The 18,046-nt window shown below is 63.4% G+C and carries 13 protein-coding genes and 1 pseudogene; 4 read left to right on the forward strand and 10 right to left on the reverse strand.

Translation table 11 applies throughout. The features are described 5' to 3' along the window. Nucleotides 1–41: 41 nt before the first annotated feature. Both HMPREF2806_RS11890 and HMPREF2806_RS11895 read left to right on the forward strand, forming a co-directional pair. Nucleotides 42–1,634, forward strand: coding sequence for an amidohydrolase (locus HMPREF2806_RS11890; RefSeq protein WP_070517810.1), 1,593 nt, complete (start codon nucleotides 42–44; stop codon nucleotides 1,632–1,634). A gap of 9 nt (nucleotides 1,635–1,643) precedes the next feature. Next, nucleotides 1,644–2,879, forward strand: a complete 1,236-nt coding sequence (locus HMPREF2806_RS11895) for a M20 family metallo-hydrolase (RefSeq protein ID WP_070517811.1) — start codon at nucleotides 1,644–1,646, stop codon at nucleotides 2,877–2,879. Nucleotides 2,880–2,925: 46 nt separating this feature from the next. Here HMPREF2806_RS11895 and HMPREF2806_RS11900 read toward each other — a convergent pair whose 3' ends face one another. Further along, the gene (locus HMPREF2806_RS11900; protein ID WP_049156188.1) at nucleotides 2,926–3,372 is read right to left on the reverse strand and encodes a MarR family winged helix-turn-helix transcriptional regulator; all 447 of its coding nucleotides are present in this window, start codon (nucleotides 3,370–3,372) and stop codon (nucleotides 2,926–2,928) included. Between the two features lie 325 nt (nucleotides 3,373–3,697). On the opposite strand from HMPREF2806_RS11900, the gene HMPREF2806_RS11905 reads away from it, so the two are divergent. Next, nucleotides 3,698–4,378, forward strand: a complete 681-nt coding sequence (locus tag HMPREF2806_RS11905; RefSeq protein ID WP_046647699.1) for a hypothetical protein — start codon at nucleotides 3,698–3,700, stop codon at nucleotides 4,376–4,378. A 342-nt stretch (nucleotides 4,379–4,720) separates the two neighbouring features. Here HMPREF2806_RS11905 and HMPREF2806_RS11910 read toward each other — a convergent pair whose 3' ends face one another. The 4 genes and pseudogenes from HMPREF2806_RS11910 to HMPREF2806_RS11925 form a co-directional block, all read right to left on the reverse strand. Beyond that, nucleotides 4,721–5,110, reverse strand: coding sequence for an MmcQ/YjbR family DNA-binding protein (locus HMPREF2806_RS11910; protein WP_070510834.1), 390 nt, complete (start codon nucleotides 5,108–5,110; stop codon nucleotides 4,721–4,723). 231 nt (nucleotides 5,111–5,341) lie between these two features. Next, the gene (locus HMPREF2806_RS11915) at nucleotides 5,342–6,142 is read right to left on the reverse strand and encodes an enoyl-CoA hydratase-related protein (protein ID WP_070517812.1); all 801 of its coding nucleotides are present in this window, start codon (nucleotides 6,140–6,142) and stop codon (nucleotides 5,342–5,344) included. Between the two features lie 3 nt (nucleotides 6,143–6,145). Further along, nucleotides 6,146–7,162, reverse strand: a pseudogene (locus HMPREF2806_RS11920) (NAD(P)H-dependent flavin oxidoreductase); the annotation flags it as partial. A gap of 18 nt (nucleotides 7,163–7,180) precedes the next feature. Then, entirely contained in the window at nucleotides 7,181–7,591 is a 411-nt protein-coding gene (locus HMPREF2806_RS11925) for an acyl-CoA thioesterase (protein WP_070517814.1), read from the reverse strand. 87 nt (nucleotides 7,592–7,678) lie between these two features. On the opposite strand from HMPREF2806_RS11925, the gene HMPREF2806_RS11930 reads away from it, so the two are divergent. After that, nucleotides 7,679–8,860, forward strand: coding sequence for an acyl-CoA dehydrogenase family protein (locus HMPREF2806_RS11930; RefSeq protein ID WP_070517815.1), 1,182 nt, complete (start codon nucleotides 7,679–7,681; stop codon nucleotides 8,858–8,860). 279 nt (nucleotides 8,861–9,139) lie between these two features. Here HMPREF2806_RS11930 and HMPREF2806_RS11935 read toward each other — a convergent pair whose 3' ends face one another. From HMPREF2806_RS11935 to HMPREF2806_RS11955, 5 genes are all read right to left on the reverse strand, one after another. Continuing rightward, nucleotides 9,140–10,654 (reverse strand): permease family protein, encoded by a 1,515-nt coding sequence (locus HMPREF2806_RS11935; RefSeq protein ID WP_070517816.1) that lies wholly within the window; start codon nucleotides 10,652–10,654, stop codon nucleotides 9,140–9,142. Between the two features lie 118 nt (nucleotides 10,655–10,772). Continuing rightward, the gene (locus HMPREF2806_RS11940; protein ID WP_070517817.1) at nucleotides 10,773–11,891 is read right to left on the reverse strand and encodes an alcohol dehydrogenase catalytic domain-containing protein; all 1,119 of its coding nucleotides are present in this window, start codon (nucleotides 11,889–11,891) and stop codon (nucleotides 10,773–10,775) included. Between the two features lie 118 nt (nucleotides 11,892–12,009). Then, nucleotides 12,010–13,728, reverse strand: a complete 1,719-nt coding sequence (locus HMPREF2806_RS11945; protein WP_070517818.1) for a helix-turn-helix domain-containing protein — start codon at nucleotides 13,726–13,728, stop codon at nucleotides 12,010–12,012. Nucleotides 13,729–13,762: 34 nt separating this feature from the next. Next, entirely contained in the window at nucleotides 13,763–15,778 is a 2,016-nt protein-coding gene (locus tag HMPREF2806_RS11950) for a hydantoinase B/oxoprolinase family protein (RefSeq protein ID WP_049156019.1), read from the reverse strand. A gap of 38 nt (nucleotides 15,779–15,816) precedes the next feature. Next, a complete protein-coding gene (locus tag HMPREF2806_RS11955; RefSeq protein WP_070517819.1) occupies nucleotides 15,817–17,874 on the reverse strand; it encodes a hydantoinase/oxoprolinase family protein in 2,058 nt (685 codons plus the stop codon). Between the last annotated feature and the right edge of the window lie 172 nt (nucleotides 17,875–18,046).

Consider the following 18,046-nt stretch of genomic DNA (forward strand, 5'->3'; position numbering starts at 1 on the left):
GCACGGTCCCCGTGCAGTTCGTCAGAGAAGCAGGAGGACGCATGATCACGCGCATCGACAACGCCCACATCCTGACCCAGGATCCCGCGCGGCCGGTTGCGGACTCGGTGGCTTTTGCCAACGGGCGCATCCTCGCGGTGGGGGAGGCTGCCCGAGCCCTGCCTGCTGATGAGGCATGGGATGCCGGCGGCCGCACGCTCACCCCGGGCTTTAATGACGCGCATTCCCACACCGTGTGGTTTGGCCAAACGCTGCTGGAGGTGGATCTATCCCAGGCCACAACGCCAGAGGAGGTCTACGCCGCCGTGCGAGCCGCCGAGCCGAACCCCGACGGTTGGGTAGTGGCCGCAGGGTTTCGCCCCTCCGGGCTGGATGCGCCGGTGGAGATTGCGCAGCTTGACCACGCCACCGGCGGGGCTCCGCTGCTGATCAAGCACAACTCGGGCCACGCTTACACGGTCAACACTGCGGCCCTGCGCGCGGCGGGCGTCGATCCCGCCAACCCACCCGAGGTCGAAGGCGGCGAGTTCGTTCGCGATGCCGACGGGCACTGCACCGGGCTGCTCGATGAAAACGCCATGCGCGCCATCCAAGAGGTAACCCTGCCGGAATCCGGCGAGGAGATCGCCCGCGCCCTTGAGCTGGCCACACGCCGTTACCTGGAGCGCGGACTGACCTCCGTCACGGATGCCGGGGTGGCCGGCGGCTGGATCGGGCACAGTCCGCGCGAGATTGCTGCCTATCAAAACGCCACCCTGCACACCCGCATGCAGGTGATGGTGACCATGGACGTGCTCCACGAGATTTCCGGACACGCCTCCGACGGCCCCGGCTGGGGCCTGGATGGTGGCCTGCGCACCGGCTTCGGCGATGAGCGGCTGCAGATCGGCCCCGTCAAGATCTTCAGCGATGGCTCCCTGCTAGGTACCACCGCCGCACTGACGGAGAATTACGCCTGCTGCTCCCATCACGGATACTTCCAGGATGACCCGGAACAGATGCGCACCCGTGCGCTGCAGGCGGCGAATTCCGGCTGGTCCTTGGCTATCCACGCCATCGGCGATGCGGCGGTGGATTTTGCGATAGAGACGCTGGAGGAGGCCGTCGACAAGCATGGCGTGCCCGCCATGCCGCACCGCATCGAACACGGCGGCGTGGTGCGCCCCGACCAAATTGAGCGCCTGCGCGGCAAGCCCATCGTGGTGGTTCCGCAGCCGCTGTTCATCCGGGCTTTCGGCGACGCGATGGCGGATGCCCTCGGCCCGGAGCGCACCGCGTGGAGCTACCCAGGCAAGCGGCTTCTCGACGCCTCCCTCATCCTCCCCGGCAGTTCCGATCAGCCCGTGGCACCCGGGGTGCCCCTGGAGGTCATGCAGGCCTTCGTGGAGCGGCGCACCGCCTCGGGCCGGGACTATGGGCCGGAGGACCGTTTGACCCCAGCCGAGGCTCTCTACGCCTACACCGCAGGTTCGGCTGCGGCGACGGGCTGGGCCGGGCGCAAGGGGCAGGTGATGCCGGGGCAGCTGGCGGATTTCGTGCTGCTTTCACAGGACCCGCTGAATACTGACGATCTATCCACCATCGACGTGGCCGCCACCATCGTGGGCGGCGAGCTGCGCTACGGAAGCTTTTAAGGAGTAGAAATGCGAGCAACCACCAACGAACAATTCCTGTCAGATTTCCAGGCCATGTCCGCCAACGGCGCCACACCGGGCGGCGGCGTGGAGCGCCAAGCCGCCAGTGCCGGCGATAACCTCAACCGCGCCTGGTTCCATGAGGTCCTGGAGTCGCTTGGGGCGCGCGTCATCTACGACGAGATTGGCAACCAGTACGGACTTTTTGAACTCGCCCCGGGCGCCGAGTACGTGGGCGTGGGCTCGCACCTGGATTCGCAGCCCTTGGCCGGCCGTTTTGACGGTGCTTATGGCGTGCTGGCTGCAGCTCATGCCGCCGGGCGCGTGGCGCAATCGGGTGCCAAGGCGCGCTATAACCTGGCGGTTATCAACTGGTTCAACGAGGAGGGCTCGCGCTTTGCACCCTCCATGATGGGCAGCTCCGTGTTCGTAGGGACGCTGGCGCTTGACGACGCCCACTCCGCCACCGACCTCAGCGGCGTCACCGTCGCGCAGGCTCAAGAAGAGGCCGGCTGGGCCCCGCGCGGTGAAGCCCCGAAGCTCGCGGCCTATGCGGAGATCCACGTCGAGCAAGGCAAGGAGCTTGAAGCCGCCGGCAACACGATTGGTCTGGTCACTGCCACGTGGGGCGCGAAGAAATTCCAGGCGATTGTTTCCGGTGAACAGGGCCATACCGGCTCTACTCTGATGGCCGATAGGAAGGACGCACTTTTCGGTGCCTCCCTCATCATCTCTTCCGTGGAGCGCCTCACCCACGAATTTGCCGAAGGCCAGCTGCAGGCCTCGGTCTCGCAGCTGACGTTGGAGCCGAATTCGCCGGTAACCATCGCGCGCGAGGTGCGCTTCAACGTGGATGTGCGCTCGCCGTCTACGGAGGTGCTGGACAAGGCCCAAGCACGCCTGCAGGAGATCATCACCGAAGCAGAGGAGGAGTCCCGCACTTCTGTCGAGCTCACCCCGACGCACGAGTGGGCGCTCAACCCCTACCCGGCCGCCGGCGTCGCGCTGGCCCGGGAGGTGGTAGAGGAACTGGGCTACTCGCACCAGGAGATCTATACGGTGGCCGGCCATGACTCGACCAACCTCAAGGAGGTGGTGCCGACGGTCATGCTCTTCATCCCGTCCGTCGACGGCATCTCACACAACGAAAAGGAGTTCACCACGGCGGAGGACTGCGTGGCGGGTCTGGACGTGCTGACGCACGTGGCGCAGCGCCTCGTGGAATCCGGGTGCGGGGAGGGCTAGGTGCCCCTGCGCGCCGCCGCGCAAGACGCGCTAGTTGCTGTAGATCCTAGTCGTTATCGCTCCACGGCTCGTAGCCAAAGGCCTGTAGCGCAACCTCGAATCCGCGCTTCATCGCGGTGAGCTCTTCCTCGCTGAACTCGTAGGTGCGTAAGCGCACTGGGCCGGTAAGCGGGACGTGGAGCAGGAAGCGACGGCCTTCTTCGGTGATGTCGCACAAACGGCGGCGCAGGTCCTCCGGATCGTCGTTGAGCGCAATGAGATCATCACGCACTAAGCGCTTGACGGCCTGCCCGATGGTGGCGGGTTGCCAGCCCAGTTCCTTGCGCAGCTGAAGGATCGGGATGGGGCCCTTCTTATCGATGAGCCGCAGAAGCGAAAGATGGGAACCGGTGATTCCGTACTCGCGGCGCGCTTCTGTGTCGAACCTAGCCCGGGCGCGTTCGAAGCGGCGGTACTCCGCGATGGTCTCAGCGATTGGATCAATATCTGTCACGTAATCAAGCGTAAAAGTTCGGGGAGGGAATCTGCAACCGAGTTCCAAGAACACACTTTTAGCCACCTTATTGGTGTTAGGCGGGGGTAATATAAAGGAAATTTATGCCGCTAGTCGAAAGAGTTTGATCCATCCAGCGGAAGCGGCGGTAAATAGCAGATGAAAAGGACTTTTATCGGGTTCGGAATGCAAGAGGCGGCTGTATTCTTTGCCCGTCCGCGGGGGTGAGTTTAAAAACTGGTGACACGAGACGCAAATGTGACTATTGTTAACGTGCAGTCAATCTTTGGCTCCCTACATTTTGTATGACTCCTAAGGAGAATCCATGAAGATTTCCCGTTCCCTTGCTGCAGTAGCCCTGTCCGGTACCCTCCTCCTCGGCGGCACCACCGTTGCAATCGCCCAGATTCCGGACGCAGCAGACAGCACCGAAGGTATTGGGCTGCCGGCGACCATTGTGGTTGATGGCGTCACCTACTTCAAGGACACGACCGCCGAAGAAGGTAAGGGCGGTTACAAGTCCGCAGACGGCAAGAAGACTCTGACCTACTTGGAAGCAAAGGCCATCGTCGATCGTCAAAAGGATGCGGAAAAGGGTTCTGAGTCCGAGACCTCCACCTCTGAGACGACGAGCGCCGAGGCTTCCGCGTCGGACACGACCACCACTACCAAGGCCACTGACCCGGCGGGAAGCGAGACCTCTAAGACCTCCGAGCCGAAGGAATCTCCCACGAGCTCGAGCGAGACCTCGTCCTCCAAGCCTGCTGACAATTCCGAGAAGTCCTCTACCTCCGCCACCACGACTAAGACTGCAGAGCCGTCTACTTCCAAGACCGCGGAACCAGGCGACAAGAAGAGCTCCGCTGAGGGTGTACTGTCCTCCAAGGACGGCAAGCCGACTCCGCTGGCTATCTTCGGCATCGTTGCCGGCGTTCTCGCTGCCGTTGCTGCTGCCTTCCCGGCTATCGCGAAGGCCCTGAACCTCAACATCAAGCTGCCTTTCTAAGGCTAAGTAGCTTCTAGGTTCTTTTTGCCCCTGCCTCGTTGAGGCAGGGGCTTTTGTCTTGGGTTAAACCGGCGTGGTTTCCTGTAATAAGAACTTCAGCGCCCGGGCCGCTCACACTGAGGGCCACAGGGCGCTGAAGTCTCTCTATCTCTCTCTGTGTGCGTTCTCTCCAACGCACGACATACAGTATGCAACTGATCGGCAGACAATGTGAAGCTTAGACTCGCCTAAAAGGCAGAGGAGAGCTGTGAGTTTGCTGTGCTGGTTGAATTCCGCTGGTTATCGCCACCAAGACGCAATGGAATCTGTGCGGGGAGTTGCCCCCGGGGTTAATAATCGGGGTTATGGAGAGCCAAAATCGGACGGATTAATGGGGCGTTGTGAGCGGGGGAGCTTTTCCACCACAAGGCGGTAGGAGTCCGTCACAAGTTCGTTGAGTAGCTGCGGGGTGAGGCGGGGATCTGGGTGAACAGAAACCCAGTGTCGCTTGTTCATGTGGTAGCCGGGTGTGATGAAGGCGTGCTCGCTGCGCAGTGCTTCGGCGTCCAGGGGCTCAGCTTTGAGGATGGCCTGCGGGCGGCCAGTTGCCGCGGTGAGAAGGAGGAAGACCTTGCCGCGTACCTTGAACACGTCCCAGTCAGAGCCGAAAGGGTGCGTCAACATAGCGCCGGGGAGTTCGGCAGCGCGGGCGCTAGCGCAGGCGTGGAGATCCAGTGGAGAAGAAGAATCCATGTGAACCAGGCTAGGTGAAAAACACCGCTGGGCCCCTCCCACGATTCCTCGGGGAAGGGCCCAGCAGCGTCTCTATCAAGTTCCTCCGATTATCGGCCACTGGCCGCCCTCCGGAGGATGAGGGGTTCTCTCTCTCGCATGCGCTCTCTCAAACGCACAACACAGAGTATGGCGGCCAGTGCTGGCATCGCCATGAACTCCGCCTGGCAGTTTTCTGCTAGTCGATTTTTGCTAATCAAAGCGCGCGGGGCGCTTCTCGAGAAAGGCCGTGACGCCCTCCTTGTGGCCAGCTGAGGCCATCTGCGTGTACTGCGTCGGCTCTTCCCAGGTGAGCTGTTCATCGAGCTGGCCAAGGGCGGTGCGGTTGATGGCCGCTTTGGCTTTGGCCAGGGCATCGCGCGGTGCGATGTGCAGGCGCTGTGCTACCTCCAGTGCAGTGGCCAGTGCGTGGCCCTGGGGCGCGCGTGTGGCTACGAGACCTGCAGCCTCGGCCTCGGCAACGCCGAGCTTGTCTTGTAGCAGTGCCAAGGCGAGCGCGCGGTGGCGCCCCACGGAGGCCAGCGCAGTGAGGCTCACCCCGCCATCAGGGATAAGTCCAATCTTGCCGAAGGGCAGCGTGAAGTAGGACTCTTCGCCGGCCACGATGAGATCGCAGGCAAAAGCCAGCGAAGCACCCGCGCCAGCGGCCGCACCTTCGACTGCGGCGATGACGGGAATTTCGGCGGCCTGAATCTCAGTCACCAGTGCGTTGAGCTGGGGAAGCATGGTGGACTCGGCCGGGTTGGGAGTCTCGCCCGCAGCTTGCGCGGCGGCTGCCTCTTGCGCGGCGGCGACGAGATCCGCTCCGGCACAGAAGGCGGTCTCATCGCCGGTGATGATGAGGGCGCGGATGACGGGGTCGGAGGAGGCGTCGGCAAGCGCGGCAGAGAGAGCCAGGCAATGGTTCTTGGCAATGGCGTTGCGGCGCGCGGAGTTATTGATGCGCGCGACGAGGACGGAGCCTTCGCGGCGGGTGAGGATGGCATCGGTCATGGCTTAGTCCTTAACAAGCTCGGTGAGGGAGGAAATGATGCGCTCGGCCTCAGCGGAGATGCGGGAGACGATTTCGGAACAGGGTGCCACATCGTGGATTAGACCCTGCGACGTTCCGCAGGTCCACACGCCTGCATCCAAATCACCGGTTTCGTAGACTGCACGGCCGCGCTTGCCGGCAACGAGGTGGCGGATATCCCCAAACTCAGCGCCTTGGGCGAGGCGCTCGGCCACCTCATCGCTTACAGCGTTCTTGGCCACGCGAGTGGAATTGCGCAGCTCGCGAAGGATGAGCTGGGTATCCAGCTCGCTGCGCTCCACAATGGCTTGTTTGACGTTCTCGTGCACCGGGGCCTCGGCGGAAGCCACGAAGCGGGTTCCCATGTTGATGCCCTCGGCACCTAGCGCCAGGGCGGCGGCTAGCCCGCGGCCATCCGCGAAGCCGCCTGAGGCCACGATGGGGATGTCCAGCTGGTCCGCGGCGGCGGGAATGAGCACGAGTCCCGGAATGTCATCTTCGCCGGGGTGGCCGGCGCACTCAAAGCCGTCGATGCTCACGATGTCAACGCCAACCTTCTGTGCGCTCAGCGCATGCCGCACGGAGGTGCACTTGTGGATGACAGTGATGCCGGCATCCTTGAAAGCCGGCATGTGGTCCTTGGGATTATTTCCAGCGGTTTCTGCAATCTTCACGCCTTCCTCAATGATGACGTCGCGGTATTCCGCATAGGGCGGTGGGGTAATTGCCGGGAGCATGGTGAGGTTGACGCCGAAGGGCTTATCGGTCAGCTCGCGCGTGCGGCGAATCTCGTGGCGCAAGTCTTCCGGGGTGGGCTGCGTAAGCGCGGTAACGACGCCGAGGCCGCCGGCGTTGGATACCGCGGCGGCGAGTTCGGCGCGGCCGACCCATTGCATGCCGCCTTGGATGATGGGGTGAGTGATGCCGAGCATCTCGGTAACGCGGGTGGAAATCATGAGTGTTGTGCTCCTTGGTGGTGCGAAATTATGGGGGAGGAGGGTGAATGAAAAGGTGAATGGCTATTCGGAAAAATGGGCTTGCAGGCGGCCCCTGAGGTCATCGGGCAGGGCGATGGGGCGGCGCGCGGAGACGTCGATAAGCACCAGCGTCGCCGTCGCGAACACGCATGAGGCGCCGTCCTGGATGAGTTCGTGGGAAACCTGGTAGGAGGTGGTTCCGATGCGCGAGATCCACACCCGCGCCTCGATGGAATCGGTGTAGGTGAGCTCGGCGTCATACTGGACTTCGAGGGATCGCACCACGTGAGCATAGGAATTGGTGGCAATTGGGCCGCTCAGTTTGGCGGCCGCACGGACGCGCGCTTCCTCTAAAAGCGTGACCATCGTGGCGTTATTGACGTGGGCGTTCGCGTCCTGGTCGGACCACCGCAAGGCAAGGGTTATCGGGATGGCGTTGGCGGGCGCGCGCATTGTTCCTCCTGGGGCGAGCGGGTAGAGTGATGCGTATTACTATACATACGAATTGTGGTTCGTTGCTCGAATCGTGAGGAGAATGCCATGACAGATCTTCTGGGGATCGATGCTCTGCTGAGCGAAGAAGAAAAAGCTACCCGTGACCGCGTCGCCGCACTGGTGGATGAGCACATCCGCCTGCACGTGGGGCAGTGGTATGAGGACGCGGTGCTGCCGGAGTCCATCTTCCCGGTGCTGGCGGAGGCTGGCCTGTTCGGGATGCATCTGGAAGGCTATGGCTGCGCCGGGCGTTCCGCGGTGGAATACGGGCTGGCCATGCAGGAGCTGGAAGCAGGAGACTCCGGTATCCGTACGGTGGTGTCAGTACAGGGCTCGCTGGCGATGTCGGCGATTTATAAGCACGGCTCGGAGGAACAGAAACAGGAGTGGCTGCCCAAGATGGCAGCCGGTGAGGTCATTGGCTGCTTCGGCTTGACAGAGCCGACCGCCGGTTCGGACCCGGCAAGCATGGTGACGGTGGCGCGCTACTGCTCCGGTGAATGGGTGCTGGACGGTGCGAAGCGCTGGATTGGCCTGGCGAGTGTGGCCGGGGTGGCCATCATCTGGGCCAAGGTTTCTGAGGAGGACGCGGCGGCTGCCGGGGCGGAGGCGGGTGTGCGCGGGTTCATCGTGCCGACGTCCACGCCGGGGTTTAGGGCGACGCCGATTACCCGCAAGCTGTCCATGCGGGCGTCCATTCAGTGCGATATTGAACTGGAAGGCGTTACTTTGCCCGCTGACGCTCTGCTGCCCAAGCATCCGGGACTCAAGGGGCCGTTTATGTGTTTGAACGAGGCTCGCTTCGGCATTAGCTTCGGCGCTTTGGGCGCGGCCCGTGATTCTTTGGAGGCGGCGCTGGCCTACGCGAAGGAGCGCAAGCAGTTCGACCGCTCGCTGGCGTCCTTCCAGCTCACCCAGCAGAAGCTGGTGGATATGGCGGTGGAGCTGAACAAGGGGCAGCTGCTGGCGCTCAACCTGGGCCGCGCCAAGGATGCGGGCACGCTGGAGCCCCACCAAATCTCGGTGGGCAAGCTAGCCAACTGCCGCACTGCGATCGACATTTGCCGCCAGGCCCGCACCATCCTGGGCGGCAACGGTATCACCGCGGACTACTCACCGCTGCGCCACGCCGCCAATCTGGAATCAGTGCGCACCTACGAGGGCACCGATGAGATCCACACGCTGATTCTGGGGCGGGTGCTGACGGGGGAGCAGGCGTTTAGCTAACCGCGTGGCGTCGTACCGGTGAGGCCATACGGGCTCCACTGCGCAGATGGTCTTATTCGTTTGGTCCCTCTACTTTGGTCCCTCATCTGGGATGAGGGACCATCTGTGTGCTGAAAACCAGAGAAAGATGGTCCCTTCACTCTGCTAAGAGACCAGAGTAAAGGGACCATCTAAAGAGGAGAGGCTAAGCAGTGCGGGCGCCGTGTTCGGGGCCCGCGCACTGTCTTGCACTCAGGCCTGTTCACAGGCACTGAGTCGCGCTGTTTAGTTTCTGGGTGTCTAGCTTCTGGTGTCCTTCGGCTTCGGGGCGTTCGGATCGATCGGGCGGCCGTCAGCATCCAGATCGTTGAGCTCGGCCAGCTCGGTGAAGTCGGCCTGGGCGTCGGCGAAGCCCTCCTCCGGATCGATTTCATCGAAGTTGCGGATGGTGCCGTCGCGCTCGTCCTTGAACATGTCCTTGCCATAGACAACGAGCACCATGATGATGCCGGCGGCGAAGCCCCACGCGGCACCCTGGGTGGCCAGCACGCCGGCGGTGACACCTGCGATGCCAAGATCCTTCTGGTTCTTGGACTCCATGATGCCCACGCGCACCGACACGAAGCCCTGGATGATGAGAGTCAGCGCCAGACCCACCGGCAGGATGGGCTCGACGAAAGAAGTAATCGGCAGCAGCAGGAGACCCACGTTGGTACCCCAACGGAAGGAGCCCGCGCCGCCAAAGATGGTACGCATGGCGCGCTTGCCCTGCTTGTAGCGCTCGACGATGACCACGTGCATCGCCGCCCACAGCGGGCCACACATAGCGACGTCTGGGCCGATGATGGACATCAGCATGTTGCGGCCACCGAAGAGCAGGTGTGCGCGCGACGGGCTGTACACCACGGCCTCGTCCGTGCGGACGTGATCGGCTTCCTTAAGCACTGCGTTGGCCTGCAAGACGTCACCGAAGACGACGATGTAGGCGGCCAGCACCGTGGGGATGGCGGTGAGGAACATGTGTGCCGGCGGAAGACCGATCCCGAAGACGGTGTACTCAGACCACAGGGTCATGAAATCTGGTTTGGAGAAACCCCACTCCACGTCCGGCCAGGGAGCCTCGCCAGCTAGTGGTGCGACGAAGACCGCGACGAAGATAGCAGGCAGGATGCCTAGCGAAGCCAGGAAGCGCCAACCGGCGGCCTTCTGTCGTAGGGCTTGGAAGCCACGGGAGTACATGAGGAAGAAGGCCACAGCCACCGCGATGGTGATCGTAATGGGGAAGGAGTGGAAACGCCCGCCTTCCTGGAACACCGAGATGATGGCGGCGATACCGGCGCCAAGGACGATGCCGGAGCGCAAGCCCGAGGGGATGAGGCGGACGACCTTCGATGCCCATCCCGTTATGCCTAGCGTTAATGAGAATATGCCCAGCAAGAGCTGGAAGCTGATGAGCGCCCACACACGCTGCTCACCCTCCGGGAAGGTCTGGATGTAGACCGTCAGCAACGGAATCGCCGGGGTAATCCAGCCTGGGACAACCGGGTCACCCAAGAGGTGGTGGGTGAGGTAGAGCAGGCCGTTGAGCATAACGACGGCCAGCGCCGCTTCGTAGGGCATGCCGAGGGCCTCGGTCATCAGGGGGATAGCGCCCAAGTCCACCACACACATGAACAAGCCTTGAGCGAAGTCCGGCCACTCCATGCGGTAATGCACGAAGGGGAGGCGAACATCGAAGGGGCCCATCTTCCAGTGGGGTGAAGCTTGACCGATGCCCTGGTCTTCGGGTTCGGTGGCTTCGGTGGTTTCGGCCATGACGGCCTCCTTTCAAAGAAAAGGGACCAAGCCCGGCGGGCGTGAAGCGCGCGGGGCTTGGTGAGGAAAGGTGAGAGGTTCGTTGAGGTTTAGTGCTTGAGGTTTAGTCGAACCTTGGTTAGTCGAACTCGATGATCTGGCGCAGTGCTACACCGTCGGACAGGCGGTCCATGGCGGTGTTGATGTCCTCGAGCTTGATGTGGTCGGAGATGAGGGCCTCAGCGTTGAGCTTGCCCTCGCGCCACAGCTGCTCGTACTTCGGGATGTCCTTCGACGGGACGGAGGAGCCCAGGTAGCAGCCGTGGACGCGGCGTGCCTCGGCAGTCATCACCAGCGGGTCGATGGTGATGGTGGAGCCCGGTGCCGGCAGGCCGACGGTGACGGTCAGGCCGCCCGGTGCGGTGACCTTGTAGGCGGTTTCCAGTGCCTTCGGATGGCCGGCGGCCTCTACGACAGCGGTGAACTTCTTGCCGGACTCCTCAGCTTCCTGAGGGGTCATCGCGGAGGTGGCACCGATTTCGATGGCCTTCTCGCACTTATCCTTCTGCATGTCGATGCCCACGATCTCCTTCACGCCGAGCGCAGCGGCGGTAATGATGGCGGCCATGCCCACGCCACCGAGGCCGACGACGGCGATGCTGTCCTCCGGCTTTGGATCGATCTCGTTGAGCACGGCGCCGCCACCAGTGAGGATGGCGCAGCCGAGGATGGCGGCGATATCGGCCGGGACATCGGAGCCCACCGGTACGACGGAGAGCTCGGAGACCACGGCGTGGGTGGCGAAGCCGGAGACACCGAGGTGGTGCTGGATCGTCTCACCGTTGCGGGTGAGGTGGCGGGTGCCGCGGATGAGGGTGCCCTCGTTGTTGGTCTTGGAGCCGACCTCACAGGGCATCTTGCCGTCGGTCTTGCAGCCGGCGCACTCGCCGCAGCGCGGGAGGAAGGTCATGACCACGTGGTCGCCGACCTTGACGTTGGTAACACCCGGGCCGATCTCTTCGACGATGCCGGCGGACTCGTGGCCCAGCAGCATCGGCAGCGGACGTGGGCGGTTGTTGTTGACCACGGAGAGGTCGGAGTGGCAGAGGCCAGCGGCGGTGATCTTGACCAGGATCTCGCCCTCGCCGGGAGCGCTGAGCTCGAGCTCGCTTACGGTGATGGGCTGAGAATCGGCGTAGGGGCGCTCGTCGCCGGAGCGCTCCAGAACGGCGCCGCGAATGGTAATCGTGTCAGACATAGATACCTCCAGACATGAGATGGGGTTAATGCATCGCAATGTACGCCACCGGGCGTTAAGGAGGGCCGGAACGGTATGGGAAAAACTACACCGGGCCGTTATGTGGATGGGGAATTCTCTACCCGCTGAGGGCGTGGGCGCGCAGCGCTACGAAGACATCGAGCCCGCGCTGGCCCACGGCCCACTCCTCACCCATGAGCTCAGCGATCCGATCGAGGCGTTGGCGCACTGTGTTGGGGTGGATGAACATGGAGCGGGCGGTCTGCGGAATGCTGTGCCCGGAGAGCAAGTAGTGGTGCGCGGTAGCGGTCAGCTCCGTGGAGTGCTCCTCGTCGTAGCGCACCAGCGGGCCGATGGTGCGCGTGGACAGTGCGTTCAGCGCCTGCGGGTCCGCACCCAGGATGAGACCCACCGTGCCTAGGGAGTCCTCGGTGACGAGCTGGCCGCGCAAGCCCAAAGCGAGTGCTGAATCCAGGTAGGCCATGGCGGAATCGTGGGCGCTGCGCGCTTCGCTCAGGCCGCCGAAGCCGATGGCAGAGACCGTCAACTCAGGGAATTCAGACAGCAGTGGGGCCAGCGCCTTATCGATATCCCGATCCGGTTGGTACAGCACGCACACGTGTTGGTCGTGGTGCGTAATGGCGGCGTTACCTGGCAGGAGGTGCTCCAGCTGGGGGCGGGTGGGCAGGTTCTTGGCTGAGTGCAGGCCTACGAAGTACAGCTGTGCCGAAGAGTTCAGGCTAATCCCCGTCAGGTGGCGCAGGCGGGCGATCTCCTCGCGCCCGGCGTTGCCTAGTGCTACGGCGTAGACGAGGTCGTCGACTTTGCGCGCGGTGGCGTCGACAAGCGCTTCGGCAAAGAGCGCAATCGCGGTAAAGGCCGCAGAAGCGTGGCTGATGACGCGCAGTTCGGCGTCGCTGAGCTCCTTGTCCACACCAATCGTGCCCAGCGCCCGCCCGTTAAACTCCACGGGGAACGTGCTGGTTGGGGGAGTGTCCGGGGCATCCTCCGCTGTCCACAGCGTGACCGGCGCATCGAGGCTCTTAGCCAGCACGCGTTCGAGCTCTTCGAAGCTGGGATTGTTCATCAGCACGTGGAGCAACTGCGTGTTGACGTCATTGAGCCACTGCAATTCGTCCACGTGGCGGCTGAGCGCAATTTGGGAGCGGGTCAATTCGGCCACGGATTCGCCCTGACTCTCAATGACTTGGGCATTCTCCAGCGCCACGGAGGTAATAGAGCCGAGCACCTCGAGCGCGGCGATCTCCTCGTGCGTGTAGTGACGCGGGTGGCGATCCCCCACGAGAAGCGCGCCGATGGTGCGCCCAGAAATGCGGATCGGGGCGCCGAGGATCCCGCGGATTCCTTCGGCTTCTACCGCACGGTCCACGTAATCCACGTGCGTGACGTTGGGATCCACAGAATGGTCATAGGTCCACGCCGGGCGGTTAGTGGCGGCCACGATGCCGAGGATTCCGGAGCCCATGGGCATGTTGATGGTGCGGAATTCCTCGGTGACCACGCCGCTGGTGGCCAGCACCTTGGTAAAGCCGGTGTCCTCATCGTTGAGGCTGAGGTAGCCCACCTCCGTGCCGATGGTGGAGCGTGCGTGGCGCACAATCGCCTGGAGGATGTCGGTGGATTCGCGGCCCGAGTTGAGCATCTGGGAGACGTCGAGCAGTTTCGTCGACATCACCCGCCACGTGTGGTTGGCGCGCATGGTTTCCTCAACGGCCCGAAGCGCGCCAAGCTCCTCGGCCGCCAGTTGCTCGCGCAGCTCGTCGGGGACGCGGGTGCCGCTGGCGAGGTGGGAGAGTACGGGGCCGAGGAGAGACATGCCCCCTAGCTTAGGGGGCTAGCCGGGGCGCTACCTACTTCCAGTGGGAAGAGGAACGCTTGGCCATCTGCTCGCGGTACTGCTGGGTGGTGGTGGGCAGGAGCTCACCGGTGGCCCAGTCGAGGATGACGCCGTAGTGGCGGACCAGGTCGAGCTGGTCCAACTCGCCGGCGTTGTAGCGCTCAGCCACGGACTCTGGGGACTCCGCCAGCTTGTCCAGGCGGGTAGAGCGCAGCTCCTCACGCAGCTTCGCGGTTTCCTCCTCGTCGAGCTCGTACTCGTCGATCTCTGGGTCAACGGGGCGGATGACAACGCCGTAGTCCTTGGCGGCACGGCCCACGGAGACGTAGCCATCGATGACGTCCTCCAGCACTGCCTCCGGGTCGCGCTCCAGGGCATCGCCGAAGCCGCCGCCACCGGCAGAGGGGCGCTCGAAGGTATCGCCCGGGCCCACCGGAACGTTGGAGAACAGCGCGCCGAGGTACTGCTCATCCGGGGTGCCGCGGTTGAGCCACACGCCCTGCGGGATGGAGGGCAGACCACCCTCGATGCCCCAGGTCACGGAACGCGAGCGGTCACAGCAGTAGCTCATGACGGTCTTGTTCGCATCCGTGAGCACACCGCCCTTGGTTACACCCACACCGCCGCGGAACTTGCCGGGGCCCGCCGAGTCAGTCACCAGTGCGTGGTGGCTGGTGATGACAGGGGAGAGACGCTCCTGGCCTTCGACCGGCTGGACCGCCAGGCCCGGGCCGAAGACCGGTGCGGTGGCGGAGGAACCGTCGCGGTCGACGCGGCCGCCCCAGCCGCCAGCCATCCAGTCGTACCACATGAAGAACTCGCCCTTGTCCTCTGGTTTCTTCGCGTCACGCGTATCCCAACCACCGATGAGCAGGTACTCCAGGTTGAAAGCGCAGGCCATGGCGCGCTCCTGCATGAGCTGGGACCACAGCTCGAAGACCGCGTTCATGATCTTCTCGAAGGGGCCGGAACAGAAGCCGGTCACCGCGTGCGGCATTCCGGCGTTGACCACGGTTCCCTCCGGGCCGAGGTCGATGTCCATAGCGCGGTAGAGTCCGGAGTTTAGTGGCACGTCGGGGAAGAAGGTTTTGGTACCGGCGACGATTCCGGAGAACGCGGAGCCATAGCCCGCGTTGAGGAAGCTGGCCACCGCCGGCGCGGAACCGTCCAGCGAGTAGGAGAGGCGTCCGCCCTTGATGCGCATCGTTACCTTGATGGGAACGAGGCCCTCTTCCTTGGCCGGGTCGAGGTCGATGTAGTCGATGGTGGACCACTCGCCGTCGTCAAGCGCGGCCACACGGGAGGTGACGATGTCTTCCACGTAGTCCTGGACCTCCCGCAGCGCGGTGCGCACGGTGTCGAAGGAGTACTTGTCCACGAGGCGGTGGATTTCGCGCTCACAGACCGCGGTGGCCTCGGCCTGGGCCTTGAGGTCGCCCATGACGATCTCGGGGCTGCGGGTGTTGCCAGCCAGGAGCTTGGCGACGTCCTTGAGGAACACGCCCTTGGACCACACGCGCACCGGGGTGATGCGCAGGCCCTCGGTGTAGTAGTCGGTCGCGGAGACGTCGAAGGAGCCCGGGACGGAGCCTCCGGCATCGGCCCAGTGGCCCTTGTTCTGCGCGAAGGCCAGCAGGGTGCCCTCGTGGAAGATGGGGCGCAGGAAGGACACGTCATTCATGTGCGTGCCGCCCTGGTAGGGGTCGTTGATGGCGAAGACGTCACCTTCGTGGATGTCATCGCCGAATTCCTTGAGCACGGCTTGGCACTGGAAGTGCAGGGTGCCGACGTGTACGGCGATGTCCTGGTTTCCCTGCATCACGGTGTTGCCCTCGGCGTCACACAGCGCGGAGGAGAAGTCACGCGAGTAAATGACGAAGGAGTAGCAGGTGCGCAGAATCTGCTCGGACATGAGGTTGACCGAGGTGGCAAAAGCGTTCTTGAGAACCTCGAAGGTCACCGGGTCGAGCGTGCGGCGGCCGGAAGAGGACGGCGACGGTTTCTGTGGCTGTGTATGAGTCGTAGTCATGTCGATTCCTTTCAAAGGAGAGTCTGAAGGCGAGGGTCTTAGGCGTTGGTGGCCTTGCCGATGTGGATACGGATGTTGGACCACTCATCAATTTCTGCACGGTCTCCAGGCGGAATGACGGTGGTGGCATCGAACTGGTCGATGATGGCCGGGCCGTTGAGCTTGGCACCGGCCTTCAGGTCGGGGCGGTGATAAATCGGGACATCGGCCCAGCCGCCGTGCGCGGAGAAGTAGACGGGGCGGGTGGTCTCCGGGAGCTCTGCCTCGTGCTCTTCGACCTCGTAGTGCTTGAAGGGCGGGTTCTCAAGCTCGCCGATGGCGATGAGGCCAATCTGGTAGAACTCCACCGCGCCGTCGCGGTCGGCGAAGGAGTACTCGCGCTCGTGCTCATCGTGGAACATGGCGACGGCATCATCGAGCGGGTTATCGGACTCGGGGATTTCCACCGTCAGGGAACGCCACTGGCCGCGGTAGCGCATGGAGGCGGTCAGCTTGAACTTCATGCGCTCCTCCGGAACGTGCTCCTTCTCCAGGCGCTCGCGGGCCTCGGAGATCAGCGCCTGGAATTCCTTGCGCAGTTCGGTGGTGTCCACCTCGTCCACCGGTGCTTGGTACATCTTGGTGATGTCGTGTCGGATGTCCACGAGCAAGCAGCCCTGGGCGGAGGTCACGCCTGGGTGCGGCGGGACCACGACGGTGGGGATGGACAGATCGCGGGCGACCTCAGCGCCGTGCAGGGCGCCGGCGCCGCCGCCGACGACAAGGACGAAGTCACGCGGGTCGTAGCCACGGCGGATGGACAGCAGGCGAACCGCATCGGCCATGTTGGCGTTGGCCACCTGGATGATGTTCTCGGCTGCGGCTTCGAGCTCAAGGTTGAGCGGCTCTGCAACGGTCTTGTTGACGGCCTCGCGCGCAGCATCGGGGTTCAGCTTCAGTGCACCGCCGATGAGCTCGGTGCCGAGGCGGCCGAGGGTGACGTTGGCATCGGTGTTGGTGGCATCGGTGCCGCCGCGCTCGTAGCAGACCGGTCCCGGATCCGCGCCCGCGGACTGCGGGCCGTTGCGCAGGGAACCTGCCTCATCGATCCAGGCCAGCGAGCCGCCGCCAGCGCCGATGGTGCCGACCTCGATGGACGGGAAGCAGATGGGGAAGCCGTATTCGACCTGCCACTGCTTGGTGATGCGGATGTCACCTTCGTAGACCAGCGCGATATCGGTGGAGGTACCGCCCATTTCCAGGCCAATCGCGTTGGAGTAGCCACAGCGGGTGGCGATGTCTTGCACCGCGATGGCGCCGGCCGCAATGCCGGAGGCAGCCAGGCGGACCGGGTAGCGGGTCACCATCTCCGGGGTCATGGAACCGCCGCCGGAGTGGAGAAGGAGCAGGTCTCCGTCGTAGCCGCCTTCCTCCAGCTGGCGGGACAGACGGTTGACGTAGCCGGAGACGAGCGGGGCCAGGACCGCATTGGCGACGGTCGTGGAGAAGCGGTCGTGCTCGAAGATCTCCGGGAGGATTTCGGAGGAGGTGGAGACGGTGGCGTCGGGAAGCTCCTCGCGCAGGATCTCCGCCATGCGCTCCTCGTGGGAGGCATTGGCATGGGAGTTGATGAAGCAGACCGCGACGGTCTCAATCTTCTTGCGGCGCAGGATCCCGGCGATGCGGCGAGCCTCTGTCTCATCCAACGGGGTGATCTCGGCGCCATCGAAGTCGATGCGCTCTTCTACTTCGTAGCGATCACGGCGGCGGATGTAGGGATCCGGAACGTCCTTGTAGGCATCCCACAACTCATCCTTGGTGCCGTCGCGGATTTCCAGAACATCGCGGAAGCCCTTCGTGGTGATGAGCGCTGCCGGTGGGAAGCGGCGCTGGATCAGCGCGTTGGTGGCCACCGTGGTGCCGTGGGAGAACACCTCGACCTGGTTGAGCTGGACGTCGGCCGACTTGAGGCCGTTCATCACCGCTTTCATCGGGTCATCCGGGGTGGAGGGAACCTTGGCCACCGACAACTCGTGGGTCTCGGTGTTAACAATCGCGACATCGGTGAACGTTCCTCCGACGTCGACGGATACGCGAAAAGGTTTATTTCCCGTCATGGTGGGAACCTCTCTTTCAAAGGCTGGTGAATTCGGTTGAGAGGAATCTTGATATGGCACGAGGAGGGGAGCAATGGAGAAACGGTGAATTAAGAGCGAAGAAGGTGGAGGAAACTCCAAACAAGCAGGTTGGGGCATACTAGAATTAGCCGGAGAAAAGTAAGATAGGACA

Origin of the sequence: Corynebacterium sp. HMSC076G08 (assembly GCF_001811515.1) — a bacterium.
In the GTDB taxonomy this organism is placed as follows: domain Bacteria; phylum Actinomycetota; class Actinomycetes; order Mycobacteriales; family Mycobacteriaceae; genus Corynebacterium; species Corynebacterium hiratae.

Coding starts and splice junctions, on each gene's coding strand:
- HMPREF2806_RS11955 (WP_070517819.1), bottom strand. CDS start 17,874: ATGACGGGAAATAAACCTTTTCGCGTATCCGTCGACGTCGGAGGAACG.
- HMPREF2806_RS11945 (WP_070517818.1), bottom strand. CDS start 13,728: ATGTCTCTCCTCGGCCCCGTACTCTCCCACCTCGCCAGCGGCACCCGC.
- HMPREF2806_RS11915 (WP_070517812.1), bottom strand. CDS start 6,142: ATGACCGATGCCATCCTCACCCGCCGCGAAGGCTCCGTCCTCGTCGCG.
- HMPREF2806_RS11950 (WP_049156019.1), bottom strand. CDS start 15,778: ATGACTACGACTCATACACAGCCACAGAAACCGTCGCCGTCCTCTTCC.
- HMPREF2806_RS11935 (WP_070517816.1), bottom strand. CDS start 10,654: ATGGCCGAAACCACCGAAGCCACCGAACCCGAAGACCAGGGCATCGGT.
- HMPREF2806_RS11925 (WP_070517814.1), bottom strand. CDS start 7,591: ATGCGCGCGCCCGCCAACGCCATCCCGATAACCCTTGCCTTGCGGTGG.
- HMPREF2806_RS11930 (WP_070517815.1), top strand. CDS start 7,679: ATGACAGATCTTCTGGGGATCGATGCTCTGCTGAGCGAAGAAGAAAAA.
- HMPREF2806_RS11890 (WP_070517810.1), top strand. CDS start 42: ATGATCACGCGCATCGACAACGCCCACATCCTGACCCAGGATCCCGCG.
- HMPREF2806_RS11895 (WP_070517811.1), top strand. CDS start 1,644: ATGCGAGCAACCACCAACGAACAATTCCTGTCAGATTTCCAGGCCATG.
- HMPREF2806_RS11940 (WP_070517817.1), bottom strand. CDS start 11,891: ATGTCTGACACGATTACCATTCGCGGCGCCGTTCTGGAGCGCTCCGGC.
- HMPREF2806_RS11905 (WP_046647699.1), top strand. CDS start 3,698: ATGAAGATTTCCCGTTCCCTTGCTGCAGTAGCCCTGTCCGGTACCCTC.
- HMPREF2806_RS11910 (WP_070510834.1), bottom strand. CDS start 5,110: ATGGATTCTTCTTCTCCACTGGATCTCCACGCCTGCGCTAGCGCCCGC.